This window comes from Bradyrhizobium sp. HKCCYLRH3059 (genome assembly GCF_051168035.1).
Lineage (GTDB): Bacteria > Pseudomonadota > Alphaproteobacteria > Rhizobiales > Xanthobacteraceae > Bradyrhizobium.
The window spans coordinates 1-18,071 of record NZ_JBNPUF010000007.1; the positions used below are offsets into that span (position 1 = coordinate 1).

The window sequence follows — 18,071 nt, forward strand, 5'->3', positions numbered from 1 at the left end:
CCGATGCCGTCGAGCAGATTGGAGATGTCGGAAGCGCGGTTGTCGAGACCCTGGGCGGTGAAGAAGTTGGTCGGATTATCGAGCGCCGAGTTGACCTTCTTGCCCGTGGAGAGATTGTTCTGGGTGGTGGCGAGGAGCTGAGCTGTCGACTGAAGCGACAGCAGATTCTGGCGCACCGACGCCGAGAGGACGATACCTGACATTTTCATACCCTTCTGGTGTGAAATAAACCCCGATCCCTTCGAGATCAGGGTGCAGCCCAGGTCGATTTGAACGACCCCGGACGACGGGCGTCACGGTGAATGGCAGTGGCTAACAAACGCTGAAGGGTTGTGGTGCGCAGCCGCCTCAATCAGCGGAACAGGCGCATCGGCGCTGCTGATTGCCGCGTCATCGCGCAAGAACGCCCTTTGAAAAGGCTCGTTGATTCAACAAACGCGCCCGTCGTTCACAACGCGTCAACCACCTTTGGAAAGGTTTCGACGCGCGGCGACATTCTGCCGGCGGTCGTCATCGACCAGCGGACGACGCCGAGATGCGGTTTGCGCTCAGAGCGCCAGCGGCGGCGCATCGACCTCGATCAACGGCGTGAGACCGGCCGCGCGCTGGCGGCCGAACATGAGGACCGCCGCAATCAGCCGGCCGATGTCGCTCGTCCCGGTACGATGATTGACGATCGCGGCACGGATCGCCAGCCGTCCGTCGAGCATCGTGGTCGACGGCGCGGCGAGGCCGGATTCGTGGATGTCGGCGACGATCTCGCCGTTGAGCGCATCGGCATCGTCGGCACGATAGCGGAAGCAGACGATGTTGAGATTGACCGGCGCCAGCAGCTCGAGCTCGGGCTCGGCGCGCACCCGCGCCTCCAGATGGCGCGCGAGCTCGCAGCTTCGCGCGATCACGGCGCCGAGCGCATCCGTGCCGAACGTCCTCAGCGTGAACCATGTCTTCAGCGCCCGGAAGCCGCGCGACAGATCAGGACCGAGATCGCAGGGCCACTCGGCGCCCGCCGCGAGACCACGGGTTTCCCGGCGCAGATAGGCGGCCGGCGAGGCGAAGGCGTCGCGATGCTTGGTGCCATCGCGCACCAGCAGGAAGCCCGCATCGTAGGGCACCTGCCCCCATTTGTGAAAATCCAGCGCAATCGAATCCGCCTGCTCGATGCCGGCGAGCTTCGGTGCGAGCTCCGCTGACAGCATCGCGAGCGCACCGAAGGCGCCGTCGACGTGAAACCAGAGCCCCTCGGCACGGCAGAGCTCGGCAATATCAGCGAGGTCGTCGATGGCGCCGATATCGACGGTGCCCGCCGAGGCGACGACGAGAAACGGATGCAGTCCCGCGGCGCGATCGCGCGCGATCGCGGTCCGCAGCTCGCCGACGTCGATGCGATGTGCGGCATCCACCGCGATGCAGCCGAGCGCGTCGCTGCCCAGTCCGCAGATGTCCATCGCCTTGGCGATGCAGCCATGCGCCGCCTTCGACGTGTAGGCGCGCAAGCGCCGCCCCTCCTCACCGAGACCCGCCGAGCGAACCGCCGCGCCGAGCGCGTTGCGGCGAGCGACCAGCACCGCCATCAGGTTGGCCATCGAGGTGCCGGTGACGAAGATGCCGCTGGCGCTTGCCGGAAAGCCGAACAACTGACGCGTCCAGTCGACGACCTGCCGCTCGACCTCGATCGGCGCGTGGTCGCGGCCGCCGAGATTGGCGTTCAATCCGGCAGCCAGCATCTCGGCGAGCATGCCGACCACGGTGCCGCCGCCATGCACCCAGCCCATGAATCCAGGATGCACGTTGCCGGTCGCGTAGGGAACGACGAGCTCGCTGAAATCGCGATAGACCTCGGCGAGATCGGTCGGCGCATGCGGCAGCGCGCTGCGGAAGCTCTGACGTGTCGCCGGCGACATCGGCTGCCACACCGGCCGGTCGCGGATATCGGCGACATAGTCGATCATGTCATCGAGCATGCGATGACCGAGCGCGCGCATCTCGTCCCAATGTCGCGGATCGAGCGTCTCCGCCGTCCGCGACGCAGGATCGATGCGCAGCCCGGCGGTCACGCCGCCTGCTCCGCCCGCGACGCGGCGCGCTTCTCGATCATGGCCGCGAAGGCCGCGAAGATCTTCTGCATCTGCGGCGGCTTGTAGGGGAAGACCTCCGGCGAATCCATGTTGTGGACGACGGCCGTATTGTCGGCCTCGAACACCAGCAGCGTGCCGTCCCTGGTCTCGGCGCAGTCGATGATGAAATAGTCGAGACCGACGCGCGCGGCGATCGCATCGAGCACGCTGCGATGACGGCGGCCGAAGCCGATGTCGAAGGTTTGCATGAAGGTCGCCTCTTCGAGGCGCTTGCTCTCGCTGCCGGCCATGTTGGCGTTGAGGTACCAGATGTCCCAGCGTCGCGCGATCGCCATGTGGCAGGCGTAGGCCGTGCCGTCGACGAACACGATGCGGTACTTGCGGAACTGACCGTCCTCGCTGGCATAGTCGACGAAGCGCGAGACGAAGAACTCCTGCTCGCTGCGCTCGTCGAGATAGAGCGACAGCTCGAGCGGCTCGTCGACCTTCTCCAGGCCGACGCCGGCATGCGAACCGCGCGGCCGCACGATGACCGGGAAGACGAGCGAGTGGTCGACGTCCGTGATCCATTCGCGCTCGTCGGCGATCCCGATCAGGCGCTCGCGGTCGACGGGAATGGTCGCCGGAATGGTGAGCCCGTCGATGCCGGCGAGCCGCGCATGCAGCTTGTCGCGATCGAGATGCCAGATCCGCTCCGGCGGATTCAGCAGCGGACGCGGCCAGCGCGCCGCGACGGCATCGATCTCGCGCAGCGCGTGCTGACAATCCTCGGAATCGGACGCGATGACGATGGCGACGTCATGAGCGGGCAAAGGCGCCAGCAGGTCCGCGCCCGGAACGACATAGAGCAGCAGCAGCTCGAAGTCGGTGTCCTCGAGCAGGAATTCGATCGGCGTGTTGCTGCCCATGTCGGTGGCCGCCGCGAGCGCGAGCACGCGCAGCCGCGGCGTCGCGCTGTTGCAGGCAACGCGGTAGAGCTGCTGCGACTGCAGAACGTCGTGCTGGATCGCGAGCCCGGACGATTTCTCGCCGATGAGCTGCGCGATCAGCGCGAGATCGAGCCCCTCGCCCGGCTCCGCGCGGCCGTCGAGCAGCTTGGCGAGCAAGGCGGCCCACATCGGTTTCAGGTCCTGGCCGTCGAAGGCGGCCTTGGCGAGCTTGGCCATGCCGATCCGGTCGGCACATCCTGCGTCGGTGGCGTCGGCCAGCGCGAGCAAATCAGTCGGCATTGCAGATGTCCCTGAGATCCTGGCTGCTCAGATCCGATACGAGCAGCTCTGTTTTGGCAACGATGTCGGCGACGCGGTCGATGTCGGATTCGAGATTGACCCGGGCCGCGGTGACGTCGTCGCACCATGCGTCTGTCACCTGGCGCGCGCCGATGCACAGCCGCAGCGCGGCCGACGGCGCCTCGCCCGCGCGTTCAATCCGCACCGGCTGGCCGATCAGGCACTGGCGCGCGGCAATCTCGGCTGCGCGTCCAGTGAAGCGGCTGCCGAGATCGCGCTGCAGCGCGCGATACACCGCCTGCGTCTCACCGAGGCCGAGCGGGCCGCCGTCACGCTGGAGCGCGAACGGGAAGATGGTGGGAAAGCCGAACTCGCCATCGCTCCCATCCGGCGCAGGCGCGCGGGCGGCGATCGGACGCAGCACCGGCGACAGCATCAGCAGGCTTTCGATGGACTCGCCGAGCTGCCGGATCGCCATCCGGCGGAACGTCTCGGGCACGGCGTGATACGCGGCGATCTCCTCCAGCGCGGCCTCCCAGCGCAGCCACTGGCCGATATTGGCGCGCGGCGCCGTGCGCGCGCGCAGATCCGTCCAGGCGAGCGGCCAATCGCTGCGATTGACATAGTCGAACAGGCCGGGCGCGATCGGATGTCCGCGGCGCAGCGCAGCCGATGCGGCCGCGGGCACCAGCAGCGCGCCGCTGAAGGCGGGGCCGCCGAAGAACTTCGAGCCCGTGACGAGCACCAGATGGCCGCGTTCGAGATGATCGCGCAGCCGCGCCGCGCCGAGCCGCATCTGGCAGGCATCGACGACAACCTGCACGCGCCCCGGCCAGCGCCGCGCCACCTCGTCCAGGCAGGCCATGTCCGGCGCGCGCCAGCCGAGCTTGGAGGAATCCATGACCTGCAGCAGGACGCCACGGCCCCTTCGCACCAGCGCCTCGACGCTGTCGAGCATCTCGGCATCGATAGCAACGCGCGGCTGCATCGATGCGCCGTCGAGCAGCGGCAGCGACACGGCGTCGCCCGAGAGCCCCTCGATCGGCGTGTTCGTCCGCACCGCCAGACCGTTCGCCGTCCGCGTGCTGAAATGGTGTCCCCGGGCGCTCGCGGCGGTGCCGCTTCCGGTCTGGTCGCTGCCGACGACGATGCTCGTGACGGCCTCGCCCAGCACCGCCCGCACCAGCGCCAGCGCATGCAGTTGCGAGTCGGTGCCGGACGGCGAGAACACGATGTCGATCTCGTCGGCAAGGCCGAGATATCCGCGCAGTTCGCGACGCATCTCCTCGGTGCGCCGGTCGAGCGCGGCGTCGAGGCCGAGCGAGATCGCCGCATGCATCAGCTGCTCGCGCGCCAGCTCGACGCGCGCATAGGCGCGTTCTGAAATCGGCGAAGCCGTGCTCGATGCGAAGCACAGCACATCGGGTTCGGGCGACGGCCCGCAGCCATAGACGTTGCGGCCCCAGGGGCGATCGAGCGCCAGGCGGGTATCGCCGCCATCGATCAGGAGATCGCCGAGCAAGGCAAAGAGATCGCGCAGTCCGGTCGCGGCGCCCTGCTCGCGCCGGTCGATCCGGGATGACTGGGATATCTGCGACCGGGTTACCGCCGGGGTCATCGCGCGGATCGTCAGGCTGCGTCGGCCGCAGCGGCGGTGGGAACCGCCACCGCCGACGCGAATTGCGAGGCGACATTGCCGTGAAACACGGACGGACCGACGTGATCGAGCCGGCTGTCGAGATCGGCCCAGATCTCGCCGCCGAGATCGGTCCATCGCCTGCAGAACGCGAAATCCTCGCTGAGATAGGTCCCGGTCGCCGGGTCGATCATGCATTCGAACAGCGCGAAGCGGTTCGGACTGCCGGCCAGCGCATCCTGCGAATGCTCGCGGAAGAACTGCAGCGGGGCGTAGGCCGGATGCGCGATCATCGTCTCGATGACGCGGCGGCGGACCATCAGGAAGCCGGTGCCGGCATAGCGCACGCGGGTGAAGCCGTTGACCACCGCAACGTGATCCGGATTGTCGATCTCCAGCACGTAGTCGAGCGATGCCGCCGGCACGTCCATGCGGTTGGAATTGATGGCACGGCGCGCCTTGTTCCAGTTGACCTTCTTGACCGGATAGACGCCGGCGACCATGTCGCCGCCGGACGCGATCAGCCGGAACACCTGCTTCGGCGTGAAGCCGATGTCGGCATCGACGAAGAGCAGATGCGTGGCCGAGGGATCGTTGAGGAACAGGGTGACGAGATTGGCCCTGGCACGGGTGATCAGCGCATCGCCGTCGCGCATGTGGACGGTGAGGTCGACGTTGGACGCGGCGCGCAACTCGCGCTGCAGGGCGAAGATCGAGCTCGCATAGATGCTCGACACCTGGCCGCCGAAGCATGGTGTCGCGACCACCAGATGAATGCGCTCGTCGGTTCCGTCACTCACGTCCGCCTCCAGACAAAGAGGCTCTCGCCCCAGATCTGAACAAAAGCTAAAGAGACGTGGTTAACGAAAACCTAACCGCCGCCCCCGGGGCGCTACAGATATTTCACCAGCGTCAACTGGGCCAGCATCGCCGTCGTCTGGTAGGACGCCTGGAGGTTGGTCTGGAGCTGCAGGATCTGGCTCGCAACCTCCTGCTGCGAGATGCCCTCGGTCTGGTCGACCATGGCCTGCATCGCCGCCTTGGCCTGGGTCTGGCGCGCCGTGGCGTCCTTCATCGTGGTCTGGGCGTTGGCGAACTCGGTCTGGATGTCCGAGATCGCCTGCTGGCCGAGCTGCGGCGTCAGGTTGGCGGCGATGCGCTGGCTGAGCGCGCCGATCTGCTGCGGAGCATTCGCTCCCGCTGGCGGCGTGTTGACGGCGGCATAGACCGCGGTCTGCTGCACGAGGTTGCGGATCGCGAACTCGTTGCCCTGGGCGCCGAACTGAATGCTCTGCGCCGTGTCGACCCGGATGGTCGCGCTCGACCGCGCCGAGCCGGGACCGCTGTTGCCGGTGTACCAGGCGACGGTGTTGGCCGAACCGTTGACGAGGCTGGTCGCCGACCCCAGCGGCGAGCCGGAGACGCGCAACGGCGGCGTCGGCGCCGTCACGGTGCCGGAGAAGCCGAGCGCCCCGAACGCACCCGCGTTCGAGCTCGACACCGAGAAGCCGGCGGCGTCGTTGGTGCGCAAGGTGATCACGCCGCCGCTGACCGTCGACGGCGTCGACGTGCCGCTGAGCGTATCGATCTTCGACAGCAGCGTCTGCACGCTGTCGCCGACATTGATCTGGTTGTTGCCGTTGGCGCCGGAGGCGACGAAGGTCAGCGTCTGCCCGTTGACGGTGATGGTGTCGCCGGTCGCAAAGCTGGTCGCGATCGAGTCGGAGCCCGCCCCGCCCGACAGCAGCGTCGCTCCCGTGATCGGCGCCGGCGTTGCGAGCTTGTTGTTGACCACCGTGCCCGACACGGAGCTCGCCGTGTTGAAGAAGTTGTCACCGGCGACGACCGCCGAGGCAGCGGTCAGCGAGGTGTTGGCCAGTGTCGACAGCGCCGTGTTGAGCGCCGCGTTGAGATTGGCGGAGGTGGCCGCCGGCGTGGCGCCGATGGCGAACGTATTGGTCGGCGCCGGCGTCGTGGTGGACGCCGTCAGCTTGATCGATTCCGCGGTGCCGTCGGGCAGCTTGAAGGTGAAGCTGATCTGGTCGCCCGCATTCGGATTGCCGGCGGTGAGATCGACCGAGATGCCCGGGGGCGAGCCGGACGGTCCGGTCACCGTGGCATTGGTCAGCGACGAGGTGACGCCGCTCAGCTTGAAGCCGAACGGCGAGCCGGCGACGTCCTCCGCCAGCGTGATCGGCATCGTGGCCGACGCCGACAGGTTCAGACGCCCGAGACCGTTGAGCCCGAGATCGGCCTGCTGCCGCTCGGCGATGACCTGCTTCAGGCCGGCCTGCGTCGTGGTGCCGTTCAGGATGTCGTCGGCCGATGCGATCGCCGGCCGGTCGGTGGCGCTGCCGGAGAAGATGTAGCGATCGCCGACCTGGGTGTTGAGGATGCCGGTGATGGCCGACAGGTTGGACAGCGCCGTCAATTGTCCCGTGGTCTGGCCGGTGCTGGTCAGGTTCTGCGGCGTCGCCGAGGCGCCACTCTGGACCTGGTCATGAATCTTGGACAGCGACTGCAGCGAGGTATTGACCGCGCCGATCACGGTATTGACGTGGGTCATCGTCAGCGTGAAGGCCGAGATGTTCGAGAGCTGCGCCCGCGCCGCGATCGCGAAGCCTTCGTCGGGGCCCATGCCGGCGTAGTTGTTCGCCTTGACGCCGCTCGAGAGCTGCGTGGAAAGGTCCGCGAGCTGGTTCGAGATGTTCCGCACGGACAGGCCGAGCAGAGAATTTCCGTAGTTGACACTGCTGATCGACATCTTACACGCGCCTCACTAAAATGCCTGGAGCAGGCTCTGCATCATGCTTTGCACGACCGACATGATATGGGCGTTGGCCGCATAGGTGTTCTGGACCTGGATCAGGTTGGACATCTCGCTGTCCATGTTGACCCCCGCCGTGCCCTGGAACTTCTCCTTCAGCGTGCTGACCACGACGGCCTGGCCCTGGCTGAGCTGGGTCGCCAGCGTCGAGGCACTGCCCTGCTGGCTGACGAACTGCTGCAGATAGCCGGACACCGTGCCCTGGAATGGCTGCGCCGCCGAGCCGAGGCCGGTGGTTGGCGAGTAGCTGAAGGTCGCCGAGGTGAGCTGCGCGAACAGGAAATCCGGTCGCGTCGCGTCGCCGGCCGCGGTCTGCGGCGAGGTCGAATAGGTCGACAGCTTGGTCGGATCGTTCAGCAATGCCGGGTTGACGTTGAGCCGCCCCGCGAGCCCCGTCATCTGCGAGCCGGTCGAGGTGATCGCACCGGTGTAGAGCGCACCGCCGTCAGTGAAAACCGGCAGTTGCGCGTTGCCGCTGGCGAGCGTCTGCACGGTGGTGGTGGCCGAGGCCGCCTTGACCGCCGCCTGGCTGGTGCCGTCATCGGTGATCCGCAGCGTGGTGCCGGAGGGATTGGAAAACTGCAGATGCGCGCCACCGAGCGCGCTGTTGAGCTGCGACACCACCGAGGCCATGCCGAGCGAGAAGTCGACGCCGACATAGGACGGGTTGGCGCCGGAGGCGTTCTTCAGCGGCAGCGCCGCGGGATCGTTGACGTTGACGATCTTGACCTGGCGCTGGACGTTGCTCGAATCCGTGTAGGTCAGGTTGATGGTGTTGCCCGCCAGCAGCCCGCTGGTCGAGACGTCGAAGCCGGCCGGAGGTCCCGCCACCGCGGTACCCGCCGTGGTCTTGTCGGACAGCGCCGAGGCCATCGTCGCCGCGAGCTGGTCGACCTGGGTCTGCGCCTGCACCAGGGTCTGGTCGCGCAGCTTGAGGTCGGCCGCGATCTGACCCGAGTTCAGGAGATTGTTCGACACGACGTCGAGCGACACGCCGTTCGACAGCTTGATGTTGAGCTGCCCGACGCCGGTCTTGGTCGGATCGCTGTTGTAGAGCGAGGTGGCGTCGAGCGTCCCCGGCGACGAGAAGGTGAACTCGGAGCTGAGGCCTGCGCCGACCAGCTGGATGCCCGAATTGGTGAACACGCTCGTGCCGTTGGTCGGATCCGACACGACGCGGATGTCGACATATTTGGCAAGCGTGTTGATCGCGTTGTCGCGCTGGTCCTGCAGGGTCGCCGCCAGCGGGTCGGAGCTGTCGAGGCCCTGCAGCTGCGTGTTGAGCGTCGCGATCTGCTTGATCGCCGCGTTGGCCTGCGTGACCGAATTGCCGATGTCCTGCTCGACATTGGTGCGCAGGGTCTGGATGCCCTTGGTGGTCGCGTTGAGCTGCAGCGCCACGCCCTGCGCCGCCGACAGCGCCACCGACTGCGCCGACTGGTTGCTCGGATTGTTCGACAGCGACTGCAGCGCCGTGGTGAAATTGTTCAGCGCCGTCTCGAGCGTGCCGCTGCCGCCGGGCGTACCGTACACGGTCTGCAGCTGGCTCAGGATGTTGGCCATCTGATTGGCATAGGTCCCACCCGAGGTCTCGGTGCGGAGCTGGTTCTGGACGAACAAGTCGAGCTGACGGTTGACGCCCGTCGTCGTCACCGTCGAGCCGAAGCCGCCGCTGGCGACCTCGATCTGGTTCGGGTTCTGCGCGACGTAGCCGGGCGTGTTCGCGTTGGCGACGTTCGATGAGATGATCGAGAGCGCGGCCTGCGTCGAGCGCAGGCCGGACATCGCGGTGGCGAGGGCAGAACTCAAACCCATGTTCGGTAGCCTTATGTCAATTCAACTGCCACGTCTCAGCGCGATCAGCGCAGCACGTTCAGAAGATCCTGCACCATCGAATTGGCCGTCGTGATCACCTTGGTGTTGGCCGAATAGGCCTGCTGGGTCACGATCAGCTTGGTAAACTCGTCAGCGATGTCGGTGTTGGAGCCTTCCAGCGAGCCGCCCGAGATCTTGCCGGTCGCGCCGATGATGGCCTGGCCGGACTGGTCGGTCGCCTCGTAGGCGCCGCCGTCGAGCGCCTTCAGGTAGTTGGTGCCGTTGAAGTGCGACAGCGTGACCTGCGCCAGGTTGATGGTCTGGCCGTTGGAGAAGGTGCCGGTGACGACGCCGCTGTTGTTGACGGCGACCGACTGCAGCTGGCCGGCGGCGAAGCCGTTCTGATTGATCTGGTTGATCGTCGCCGAGCCGATCGTGCTCGCATATTGCGTCAGCGCGCCCGAGGAGATGTTGAGGCTGACGGTGCCGAGCGTGGTGCCGTCGACCACGACGTTGGGAATGGAGATGTTGGAGGTCGTCGGCGACACGAGCGAGCCGTCGGAGGCGAACGTGAAATTGGTGCCGACGTTCTGCCAGGCCACGGTCGAGCCAGTGGCGCTGGAGTTGGTCTGGTAGAACAGGTTCCAGGTGTCCTTGTGGCCCGTGCCGAGCGTCGAGCTGTCGACCTTGCCCCAGCGCAGCTGCACGTTCACCGGCGTGCCCGACGAGTTGTAGGCCGTGACCGCGCCGCCCGAGATCGTCTCGTTGTTGAAGTTGGTGAGATCGTTGCCGATCACGATGCCGGTGCCGGGACTCGCCGTGCGCGTCAGCGCCACGGGTGACGTGAGGCCGAGCGCGGTGAAACCCGGGGAGGCACTGCTCAAGTTCCAGTCCTCGCCGCTGCCGGAATGCAGCGTGATCTTGCCGGCGGTGATGGTCGGCTGCACGCCGGTGACGGCCGCGATCTTCGCCAGCAGCGTGCCGACGGAGTCGCCGACATTGATCTGGGTACCCGAGGCGCCGGAGGCGACGAAGGTGAAGGTGACGACGTCGCCGGCGCTGCCGGTCATGGTGATGGTGTCGCCGGTGGTGAAATTGCTCGAGATCGAGTCGCCGCTGGCGCCGCTCAACAATGTCGAGGTCGTGATCTGCGCCGGCACCTTGTTCACGGCGGTGGCGCCGGTGACGGTGGAGTCGGCGTAGAAATTGGTGCCGACCGGCAGCGGCACGTTGGAGAGGTCGGCCGAGTTGAGGCCGCCGGCCGCGACCAGCGTGCCGGTCGCAGCGTTGCCGCTGGCGGCGGTCTTCGGCTGCGTCGGCAGGTTGGCGGCGTACTGGATTGCGGTGGTCGCCTGCGCCGGCACGAAATTGTTCGCGAATTGCAGCACGGTCGGCACGTTGCCGGTGGCGTTGCCGGTCTTCGGATCGACCGCGACACCCATCAGGTAATAGCCGGCGCCGTTGATCAGGTTGCCGTTGGCGTTGAGCTGGAAGTCGCCGCGGCGGGTGTAGTTGGTGACGCCAGTGAAGACCGGCACGTTGTCGACGACCGAGGAGGCCTTCTGCACGTTGAAGAAGCCGTCGCCGTTGATCGCCATGTTGGTGGCGACCGAGGACGTCGAGACGGTGCCCTGGGTGGTGATGGTGGCCTTGGCGAAGGCGGTGACGCCGCCGGCATTCTGGCGCGTCGGGTTGGTCGCGTTGGGGATGAGGTCTTCGAAGCTGGTGCCGATTCCCTTGTAGCCGACGGTCGACGCGTTCGCGATGTTACCGGAAATATTCTGCAGCGCGAATGATTGAGCGGACAGACCGCTCACCGAAGTGTTCATCGCGTCGAAGATACCCATACCAATCTCTCCACTGTGATGCCGGTGGCGGGTCGGCCCGCACCGCGTTTCGTGGAGAGCTGTCGCAATCGCTGTGCCAGATGCGAAAATGCTGTGAAATCAGCGGGTTGTAAAACCACAACGTAAAAAAACCGGCGTCAAGACTGGTGAACAATTGCCGAGCCGGCAGTTCTTGCCGGGCCGGGCGCGCCAAATCGCGCTCCGGCACGGCCGCTCGTCACGGCTGCCGGCGCGTCCTGAAGACCCCCATCGAGCCTTGAACGGACGAGCCGGAATATCCGGGCGCAAATTCCTGTCAGGTCGACGACGGATTTGCCGGGTGGAACGTGAGCGAGAGCCCGTCCATGCAGTAGCGCAGGCCGGTCGGCTTGGGGCCGTCGTCGAACACGTGGCCGAGATGGCCGCCGCAGCGGCGGCAATGCACCTCGGTGCGGACCATGCCGTAGGTCTTGTCCTGGCGGGTCGCCACGGCATTGTCGAGCGGCTTGAAGAAGCTCGGCCAGCCGGTGCCGCTGTCGAACTTGGTGTCGGAGGAGAACAGCGGCAGGTCGCAGCCGGCGCAGGCGAAGGTGCCCTTGCGATGCTCCTTCAGCAGCGGGCTGGTCCAGGGCCGCTCGGTGCCCTCCTCGCGCAGGATCTCGTATTGCTGCGGCGTCAATTGCGCGCGCCACTCGGCCTCGGTCTTCTCGATCTCGAACTTCTCGGCGGCGCGGGCCGGCGCGGAACCGCCGAGCCAGCGCAGGGCGGCGAAGCCGAACAGTCCGGCGGCGGTGGTGAACATCATGCGGCGGTCGATCATGGAGGTCTCCGTGCGGCGATGGGTTACCGGATCTACGGACGGGATCCCGCGAAGTTACGTCGGGCGCGGGCGCGACGGCTCACTTTCTTGCGAGGTGTCAGCCCTCCCCGGCGTCGGGACGGCGGTTCAGATCGGACGGCTGTGGCCGCAGCGGCAGCCGCGAGCCGGGCCGTTCGGCCGCCCGGCGCCGCGCTTCGGCCGCCCTGATCTCGCGCACACGCTCCTGCGCGCGGACGCGCTCGCGGTGCCGCGCCAGCGTCCCGGCCGCGGCGGCGCGGCCGCGGATCCAGAGATTGACGACATGGCCGGCGACCCGGCCGCTGACGCCGCCGGCCCAGACCAATTCGAACGGCGAGAACAGCTTCCAGCGGTCGTCGCCGGCGAGGATCGCCTGCGCGATCAACTGCCCGGCCATCGCCGAGGTGTTGAGTCCCTGCCGGCCGAAGCCGCTCGCAACCCACAGGCCTTTGCGGAGCTGGCCGATCTGCGGCATGCCGTGCACGGTCTGGCCGGTGACGCCGCCGAAGGTCTCGGCGATCTCGACGCGGCCGAGTTGCGGGAACACCGTGCGGATCCGGCGCTGCAGCGCCGCGGCAAATCCGCTGGGCCGGGCGTCCCAGGTCGTCTCCGGGCTCGCCCACATCAGCCGGTCGCCGTCGACGACGCGGAAATGATCGATGCCGTCGGTGTCGCTGACCGAGCCCCGGAAGGCGATCGCATCAGCCAGCCGCTCGCCGAGCGGCGCGGTGACGCCGCCATAGCGCCACACCGGCAACAGCGTATCGGACAGCTTCTGCAGCGGCGCGCCGAGATGGATGTTGCCGGCGAGCACGATGTGCGAGGCGCGCATCCGCGCCGACGGCGTCACGATGCGCTTGCGCACGCCCGACGCGTCGATGCTGACCACCGGCGTGTCCTCGAAGATCCTTGCCCCGGCCCGGTGCGCGAGCCGCGCCAGCGCGTGAACGTACCTGCGGCCGTCGAGTTGGAACGCCTTGGGGTAATGGACGCCATGGAAGTAGCGGTCGGTCTTGAGCTCGGTCCTGACGCGCTCGACCTGCCAGCCCTCGACCTCGGTGTCGAAATCCTCGTGCAGCATCTGGAGGCGGCGGATCAAGGCGTCGCCGGCGTCGACATTGGAGACTTCGAGCGCGCCTTCGCTGAGCCCGATGCCCGGCATCGCCGCGGTGGCCTGGGCGCGGATGAACTCGGCACCGGACCAGGACAACGCCCATAGCGCCCGGGCATGCGCGAGCCCGACGCGCTCGATCAGATCCGGCAGCGGCAGGTCGAACCCGGGCATGACCGTGCCGATCATGTGACCGGATGCGTTCCATCCGACCTGGCGGCCTTCCAGCACCGCGACGCTCGCCCCCTGCCGGGCCGCGCACAACGCCACCGTCAAGCCGGCCAATCCCGCCCCGACGACGCAGACGTCGACATCGAGGTCGAAATTCAGCCTGGTGCGGCCGTGTGCACCTGCGGCATCCGCGTCATCGTTCACGCTTGTGGAAGTCTCGTTCATGGCGTTTTCTTAGCGAACCCTGCGCCGGACGTCATGACGCTTTTAATGGCGATAAAGAGACGTGGTACAGGCTGACCCAGCCTGAACGATTCGAGACGGAATTCCATGCGCCGATTGATGCTGCTGCGCCACGCCAAGACCGAGACTGACGCGCCGACCGGCCGCGACCAGGACCGCCGTCTCGACGAGCGCGGGCACCAGGATGCCGCCATGATCGGCGATTTCATCGCCAGCCACCCGCCGGTGCCGGAGCTGGTGCTGGTCTCGACCGCGGTTCGGGCGCAGCAGACCTGGGACCTCGCGCTTGCGGCGATGAAGGACCGCGTCCCGCCCCCGCAGGTCGAGACCGTTCCCGAGCTCTACGGCGCCGAGCCGATGCAGATGCTGCATCACATCCGCCTCGCGGCAGCGCGTGATCCGAAGCAGCTCCTGCTCGTCGGGCACAATCCCGGCATGCACGAGCTGGCGCTGGCGCTGACCGGCGAGGGCGATTCCGAGGCCCGCCACGAGCTGATGCGCAACATGCCGACCGCGGGACTCGCGGTGCTCGATTTCGACACCGACGATTGGGGCGACATCAGCTTCACCCGCGGCCATCTCCTGAGGTTCGTCACGCCCAAGCTGCTCAAACACGGCTCGGTCGATTGACAGGCAGGTCGGGGCCGGCGCGTAATGCCGGCGGACAGAGAGGAGGACCTTCGATGTTCAACTCGATTCTGGTGCCGATCGATCTGGCTGACACCGACCTCGCCAAGCCGGCCATCGCCACCGCGGCCACGCTGGCGCAGACCTGGAGCGGCACGGTGCATCTGCTCAACGTGATGCCGATGACGCCGGTGATGCTCGCCGAATACGTCCCGGCCGATTTCGATGCGCAGCAGCGCGAGACCGCCGAGGAAGCGCTGTCGATCGTGGCGCGCGAATCCGGCATCCCGGCCGAGCGCATCAGCTACACGGTACGCCAGGGCGGCATCTATCACGAGATCCTCGAGGAGGCGGCCAAGGTCAACGCCGACCTGATCGTGATGACCTCGCACCGCCCGGCGATGCGCACCTACTTCCTCGGCTCCAACGCCGGCCACGTCGTGCGCTACGCCAAGTGCTCGGTGCTGGTGGTGAGGCCTTGAGCGTCAGCTCCCCTCGATATCAAGACTTGGCTGATATCAAGACTTGGCTGACGCAAACGGGTTCCTTAAGCTCGGCAGATGAAACGGTCGGTTGCGAATTCGAGTGCAGATACCCCATGAGCTCCCCGTCAAGACTGGATTCCGCATTGGCCATCCTGGCTGCAACCGGCATGTGGCGAAGCAGTTACGAGCCTCCGCTTTATCGCTTGCTCTGGCGCCTCGGATTGCCCTTGCCACCACCGCATTTCGCCAGCTTCGGCTTCAACTTCGCCTTTACGGCGGCGTGGTTTGGCACCGCCTGGGGAGCCATCATGTGGATATTCGTTTGGTCCAAGGTGAGCGGGTCCGGTGTCGTGGCGATCACCGGAGCCGTCGTTGCCGGGGTTCTGTTCGGCTTGATCATAGCGGCCTACTATCGTTACGGCGCTCGCAAATATAAGCTCCCTCTTTGGTCTGAAGTGAATGCTGGCCCGTAACGGTGCAGGCGTCCAAACGTTCTGCATGTCGGGTTTAATGGATTCAATTTGGTGCTAACCGTCATTGCGAGCGAAGCGAAGCAATCCAGGGCTCCGCGAAGATTCTGGATTGCTTCGTCGCTTCGCTCCTCGCAATGACGGAGCTTGTTGCTGCCATTCCGGCTTCGTCTGAGATCACGGCCACTCCGCGATGAAGCCCTTCGCCTTATAAGGTTCGATCTTGTCCCATTCGCTGAGCACGCGACGGCGGAATTCGGGATGGGTGTGCCAGAGATGGCGCGGGATGCCGAAGCCGTCGACCGTGAGCAGCATCTTCTCCACCTCGGGCCAGTATCGCTGCAGGGTCATCGCGTAGCGCCGCGCGGTCCAGCTGTTGCCGAGGCAGATCACGCTGCCGACATTGGCGAGGCCGAGCGCGGCGTCGATCACCGGCAGCGCGAGCGCGACGTTCTCGCCGGTATTCGTGGCGTGGTGCTCTTCGAGGATGCGCTCGGCCGGAATGCCGCGCCTCACCATGGCGGCCTTGATCAGCGTACACTCCGAAAGATCAGCGCCCGGCGTGATCCCACCGCTGACGATGGCGTGGCGGAAGTAGCCCTGCTGCCACAGCTTCACCGCCGTCTCGGCACGCAACTCCTCGTCGACGCGGGTCCCGAACACGAACAGGAGATCGGCCGGCCGCAGCGGCGTATCGGCGAAATGCCGCGCGTTGACCGCGGCGATCTCGGCGTCATCCGGTCTGCGCAGCGCGCGATCCTGCATCGGTCCTCTCCGAAAGCGACTCGCTCAGTCTGGCATGGCGCGCGAAATCTGCATGATCACATTCGGTGACCGGCGATGAGGTTGCGTGATCACGGCAGCAGCGCGGCCGGAATCTCCGTGAACGTGTAGCTGCGCGGCCTGTTGCGGGTGATGAAGCCGCCGACATACCAGGCGAACAGCGCGGCGAATCCGATCAGGAACAACGCGCCCGACCATTCGGCGATGACGAGCGCGCGCACCAGAAGCCCGGCCATCGCCACGGCGAGCAGCGCAATCGCGGCGAGCGCCGCGCCGTAGGTGACGCGGCCGAGGCCCGCGGTCAGCCGGGCGCTGCTGCCGCTGAAGGCGAGCCGCGCATGCAGGCCGAGGATGAAAGCACGATAGGCCTCGCTCTGCGGCGCCATCAGGGCCGCCGTCTGCCACGAGACGGAGATGATGCTGAGGCGGCGGCCATCGCGATGGGTGATGTCGGCCCGAAAACGCCTCGCCTGCATCGACACCGGTCGGTAGGACAGCCGGATCGCGGCGATGTCGGCGTAAGGCCACAGGCCGGTCCGGCCGGCGAACCGCCACGACAGCCCCTGCCCGGTCAGCTCGAACTGGTGCGCGGCCCCGATCAGCGACGCCTTGTAGGCGTAGCGGATCGCATCATCGCCGGCCGTGGTGGTGCGCTCGGAAATGGATCGGTCCTGTTGCGTGTGGCGCGCGCCTTATCCTACAAGCGGAGCATGAGCGAAACGATCTATTTTCCGCGCCACCTGATCCTGGCCGGGGCGATGGCCGCCGGCGTGCTGCTGGCGCTGGCGGTGCACATGCTCGGCGCCCGCTACGGCCTCGATCTCGGCGGCCTGTGGCAGACCGAGAGCGGCGCCTTCATGCCGGCGGGATCGGCGATCGCCTGGTGGCTGATCGCCACCGTCGGCTTCGCCTCGGGCTATTTCATCGCCAACATCATGCACCGCGCGGTATCGGGCGAGATCCCGCAGCGGATGCGCAACTTCCTGGTCGTGGTCGGCGTGCTGATGCTGGCCGGCATCGGCCAGGCGATCTCCGGCCCGAGCCCGGTGCCGTCGGCCTCGGGTGTGCTGGCCGGCCTCGCCGCGCTCTGCCTCGGCGCCCTGATGGCGTTCTGCGGCGCCAATTTCGCGTTGCGTATGAGCTGACGCGCGGCATCCGGATGCGACGACGCCGCGCGGGATGTCCGCGCGGCGTTTTGTCTCATCGGCTCTGGTGACGCGATCAGCTCGCAGCACGCAGGTTGACGCCGCTCTCGGCGAGCTTGGTCAGCTTCATGTCGGTCGCCTTCTCCTCGTCGAGCGTCTTCTGCAGCACGGCGGCGCAGTCGCTGCGGCCGAGCTGCTTGGCCCAGGCGATCAGGCTGCCATAGCGCGTGATCTCGTAGTGCTCGGCCGCCTGGGCGGCGTTGATCAGCGCTGCGTCCAGCACCGCCTTGTCGTCGACCTCGCCGGCGACCTCGTCGGCCTCCTCGATGATGCCGTCGATCGCCGGACAGTCGACCGCCTTGGCCGCGATGCCGTGCATCTTGAACACCTGTTCGAGACGCGTCACATGCGTCTTCGTCTCATCGAGATGGGTCAGAAAGCCCTGCTTGAGCTTCTGATCCGTCGCCTTGTCCGCCATCTTCGGCAGCGCTTTGACGAGCTGGTTCTCGGCGTAATAGATGTCCTGCAGCTGATGAACGAACAGATCGTTCATCGTCTTGATGTCCTTGGTGAACAGTCCCATTTGTTTCACGTCCTCTCGGTTCGGAACATGGCAGGTCCCTCCCCTGACCGATCGTCGCCATGTTCGCTGTGCGCTAACCGGCGGCTACGGCGGTTGTTCCGGCGTACCGCCCCTGCCGAACCGGTCGCAGGGACGAGGGTTCTCGTGAACCGCGCGGGCGACCAGTTGGACCGAATTGAGGCGGACGGGCCGCCAGCTATGTGA

At 66.7% G+C, this 18,071-nt stretch carries 16 protein-coding genes and 1 pseudogene; 4 read left to right on the plus strand and 13 right to left on the minus strand.

Going from position 1 to position 18,071, the window contains the following annotated elements; translation table 11 throughout:
• The 10 genes and pseudogenes from ACQR13_RS21665 to ACQR13_RS21710 form a co-directional block, all read right to left on the minus strand.
• Window positions 1–203: pseudogene (locus tag ACQR13_RS21665) on the minus strand (flagellin); the annotation flags it as partial.
• Window positions 204–548: 345 nt separating this feature from the next.
• Window positions 549–1,985 carry a pyridoxal phosphate-dependent decarboxylase family protein gene (locus ACQR13_RS21670; protein ID WP_315713620.1) on the minus strand — a complete coding sequence of 479 codons (1,437 nt, stop codon included), beginning with the start codon at window positions 1,983–1,985 and terminating at the stop codon, window positions 549–551.
• Window positions 1,986–2,053: 68 nt separating this feature from the next.
• Window positions 2,054–3,244 (minus strand): ATP-grasp domain-containing protein, encoded by a 1,191-nt coding sequence (locus tag ACQR13_RS21675; protein ID WP_315753289.1) that lies wholly within the window; start codon window positions 3,242–3,244, stop codon window positions 2,054–2,056.
• A gap of 52 nt (window positions 3,245–3,296) precedes the next feature.
• Window positions 3,297–4,925: a hypothetical protein gene (locus ACQR13_RS21680; protein ID WP_434863232.1), complete on the minus strand. Its 1,629-nt coding sequence runs from the start codon at window positions 4,923–4,925 to the stop codon at window positions 3,297–3,299.
• Between the two features lie 11 nt (window positions 4,926–4,936).
• Window positions 4,937–5,743: a hypothetical protein gene (locus ACQR13_RS21685; protein ID WP_315712667.1), complete on the minus strand. Its 807-nt coding sequence runs from the start codon at window positions 5,741–5,743 to the stop codon at window positions 4,937–4,939.
• A gap of 92 nt (window positions 5,744–5,835) precedes the next feature.
• Complete coding sequence (locus tag ACQR13_RS21690) at window positions 5,836–7,707, minus strand: flagellar protein (RefSeq protein WP_315753153.1); 1,872 nt, start codon at window positions 7,705–7,707, stop codon at window positions 5,836–5,838.
• A gap of 15 nt (window positions 7,708–7,722) precedes the next feature.
• Window positions 7,723–9,585, minus strand: a complete 1,863-nt coding sequence (flgK, locus tag ACQR13_RS21695) for a flagellar hook-associated protein FlgK (protein ID WP_315753154.1) — start codon at window positions 9,583–9,585, stop codon at window positions 7,723–7,725.
• Between the two features lie 44 nt (window positions 9,586–9,629).
• Complete coding sequence (locus ACQR13_RS21700; protein ID WP_315712671.1) at window positions 9,630–11,432, minus strand: flagellar hook-basal body complex protein; 1,803 nt, start codon at window positions 11,430–11,432, stop codon at window positions 9,630–9,632.
• A 295-nt stretch (window positions 11,433–11,727) separates the two neighbouring features.
• Window positions 11,728–12,231: a peptide-methionine (R)-S-oxide reductase MsrB gene (msrB, locus tag ACQR13_RS21705; RefSeq protein WP_315753155.1), complete on the minus strand. Its 504-nt coding sequence runs from the start codon at window positions 12,229–12,231 to the stop codon at window positions 11,728–11,730.
• Between the two features lie 97 nt (window positions 12,232–12,328).
• A complete protein-coding gene (locus tag ACQR13_RS21710) occupies window positions 12,329–13,756 on the minus strand; it encodes an NAD(P)/FAD-dependent oxidoreductase (protein WP_315753156.1) in 1,428 nt (475 codons plus the stop codon).
• A gap of 105 nt (window positions 13,757–13,861) precedes the next feature.
• On the opposite strand from ACQR13_RS21710, the gene ACQR13_RS21715 reads away from it, so the two are divergent.
• The 3 genes from ACQR13_RS21715 to ACQR13_RS21725 all read left to right on the plus strand — a co-directional run bounded on the left by ACQR13_RS21715 (window position 13,862) and on the right by ACQR13_RS21725 (window position 15,359).
• Window positions 13,862–14,404, plus strand: coding sequence for a SixA phosphatase family protein (locus tag ACQR13_RS21715; RefSeq protein ID WP_315753157.1), 543 nt, complete (start codon window positions 13,862–13,864; stop codon window positions 14,402–14,404).
• 53 nt (window positions 14,405–14,457) lie between these two features.
• Window positions 14,458–14,883 carry a universal stress protein gene (locus tag ACQR13_RS21720; protein WP_315712676.1) on the plus strand — a complete coding sequence of 142 codons (426 nt, stop codon included), beginning with the start codon at window positions 14,458–14,460 and terminating at the stop codon, window positions 14,881–14,883.
• A gap of 116 nt (window positions 14,884–14,999) precedes the next feature.
• Window positions 15,000–15,359: a DUF6404 family protein gene (locus ACQR13_RS21725; protein ID WP_316167237.1), complete on the plus strand. Its 360-nt coding sequence runs from the start codon at window positions 15,000–15,002 to the stop codon at window positions 15,357–15,359.
• Window positions 15,360–15,533: 174 nt separating this feature from the next.
• On the opposite strand, the gene ACQR13_RS21730 is transcribed toward ACQR13_RS21725, so the two are convergent.
• Complete coding sequence (locus ACQR13_RS21730) at window positions 15,534–16,121, minus strand: YdcF family protein (RefSeq protein ID WP_315753158.1); 588 nt, start codon at window positions 16,119–16,121, stop codon at window positions 15,534–15,536.
• An 89-nt stretch (window positions 16,122–16,210) separates the two neighbouring features.
• A complete protein-coding gene (locus ACQR13_RS21735) occupies window positions 16,211–16,801 on the minus strand; it encodes a hypothetical protein (RefSeq protein WP_409998676.1) in 591 nt (196 codons plus the stop codon).
• A gap of 48 nt (window positions 16,802–16,849) precedes the next feature.
• On the opposite strand from ACQR13_RS21735, the gene ACQR13_RS21740 reads away from it, so the two are divergent.
• Window positions 16,850–17,284: a hypothetical protein gene (locus tag ACQR13_RS21740; RefSeq protein ID WP_434863233.1), complete on the plus strand. Its 435-nt coding sequence runs from the start codon at window positions 16,850–16,852 to the stop codon at window positions 17,282–17,284.
• Window positions 17,285–17,360: 76 nt separating this feature from the next.
• On the opposite strand, the gene ACQR13_RS21745 is transcribed toward ACQR13_RS21740, so the two are convergent.
• Window positions 17,361–17,867 carry a ferritin-like domain-containing protein gene (locus ACQR13_RS21745; RefSeq protein WP_315753160.1) on the minus strand — a complete coding sequence of 169 codons (507 nt, stop codon included), beginning with the start codon at window positions 17,865–17,867 and terminating at the stop codon, window positions 17,361–17,363.
• Window positions 17,868–18,071 lie beyond the last annotated feature (204 nt).

Bases quoted from the DNA above. Each gene is read 5' to 3' on its own strand.
- ACQR13_RS21670 (WP_315713620.1), bottom strand. From the start codon at position 1,985: ATGCGCGCGCTCGGTCATCGCATGCTCGATGACATGATCGACTATGTC.
- ACQR13_RS21675 (WP_315753289.1), bottom strand. From the start codon at position 3,244: ATGGCCAAGCTCGCCAAGGCCGCCTTCGACGGCCAGGACCTGAAACCG.
- ACQR13_RS21680 (WP_434863232.1), bottom strand. From the start codon at position 4,925: ATGACCCCGGCGGTAACCCGGTCGCAGATATCCCAGTCATCCCGGATC.
- ACQR13_RS21690 (WP_315753153.1), bottom strand. From the start codon at position 7,707: ATGTCGATCAGCAGTGTCAACTACGGAAATTCTCTGCTCGGCCTGTCC.
- flgK (WP_315753154.1), bottom strand. From the start codon at position 9,585: ATGGGTTTGAGTTCTGCCCTCGCCACCGCGATGTCCGGCCTGCGCTCG.
- ACQR13_RS21700 (WP_315712671.1), bottom strand. From the start codon at position 11,432: ATGGGTATCTTCGACGCGATGAACACTTCGGTGAGCGGTCTGTCCGCT.
- msrB (WP_315753155.1), bottom strand. From the start codon at position 12,231: ATGATCGACCGCCGCATGATGTTCACCACCGCCGCCGGACTGTTCGGC.
- ACQR13_RS21710 (WP_315753156.1), bottom strand. From the start codon at position 13,756: ATGAACGAGACTTCCACAAGCGTGAACGATGACGCGGATGCCGCAGGT.
- ACQR13_RS21715 (WP_315753157.1), top strand. From the start codon at position 13,862: ATGCGCCGATTGATGCTGCTGCGCCACGCCAAGACCGAGACTGACGCG.
- ACQR13_RS21720 (WP_315712676.1), top strand. From the start codon at position 14,458: ATGTTCAACTCGATTCTGGTGCCGATCGATCTGGCTGACACCGACCTC.
- ACQR13_RS21725 (WP_316167237.1), top strand. From the start codon at position 15,000: ATGAGCTCCCCGTCAAGACTGGATTCCGCATTGGCCATCCTGGCTGCA.
- ACQR13_RS21730 (WP_315753158.1), bottom strand. From the start codon at position 16,121: ATGCAGGATCGCGCGCTGCGCAGACCGGATGACGCCGAGATCGCCGCG.
- ACQR13_RS21740 (WP_434863233.1), top strand. From the start codon at position 16,850: ATGAGCGAAACGATCTATTTTCCGCGCCACCTGATCCTGGCCGGGGCG.
- ACQR13_RS21745 (WP_315753160.1), bottom strand. From the start codon at position 17,867: ATGGGACTGTTCACCAAGGACATCAAGACGATGAACGATCTGTTCGTT.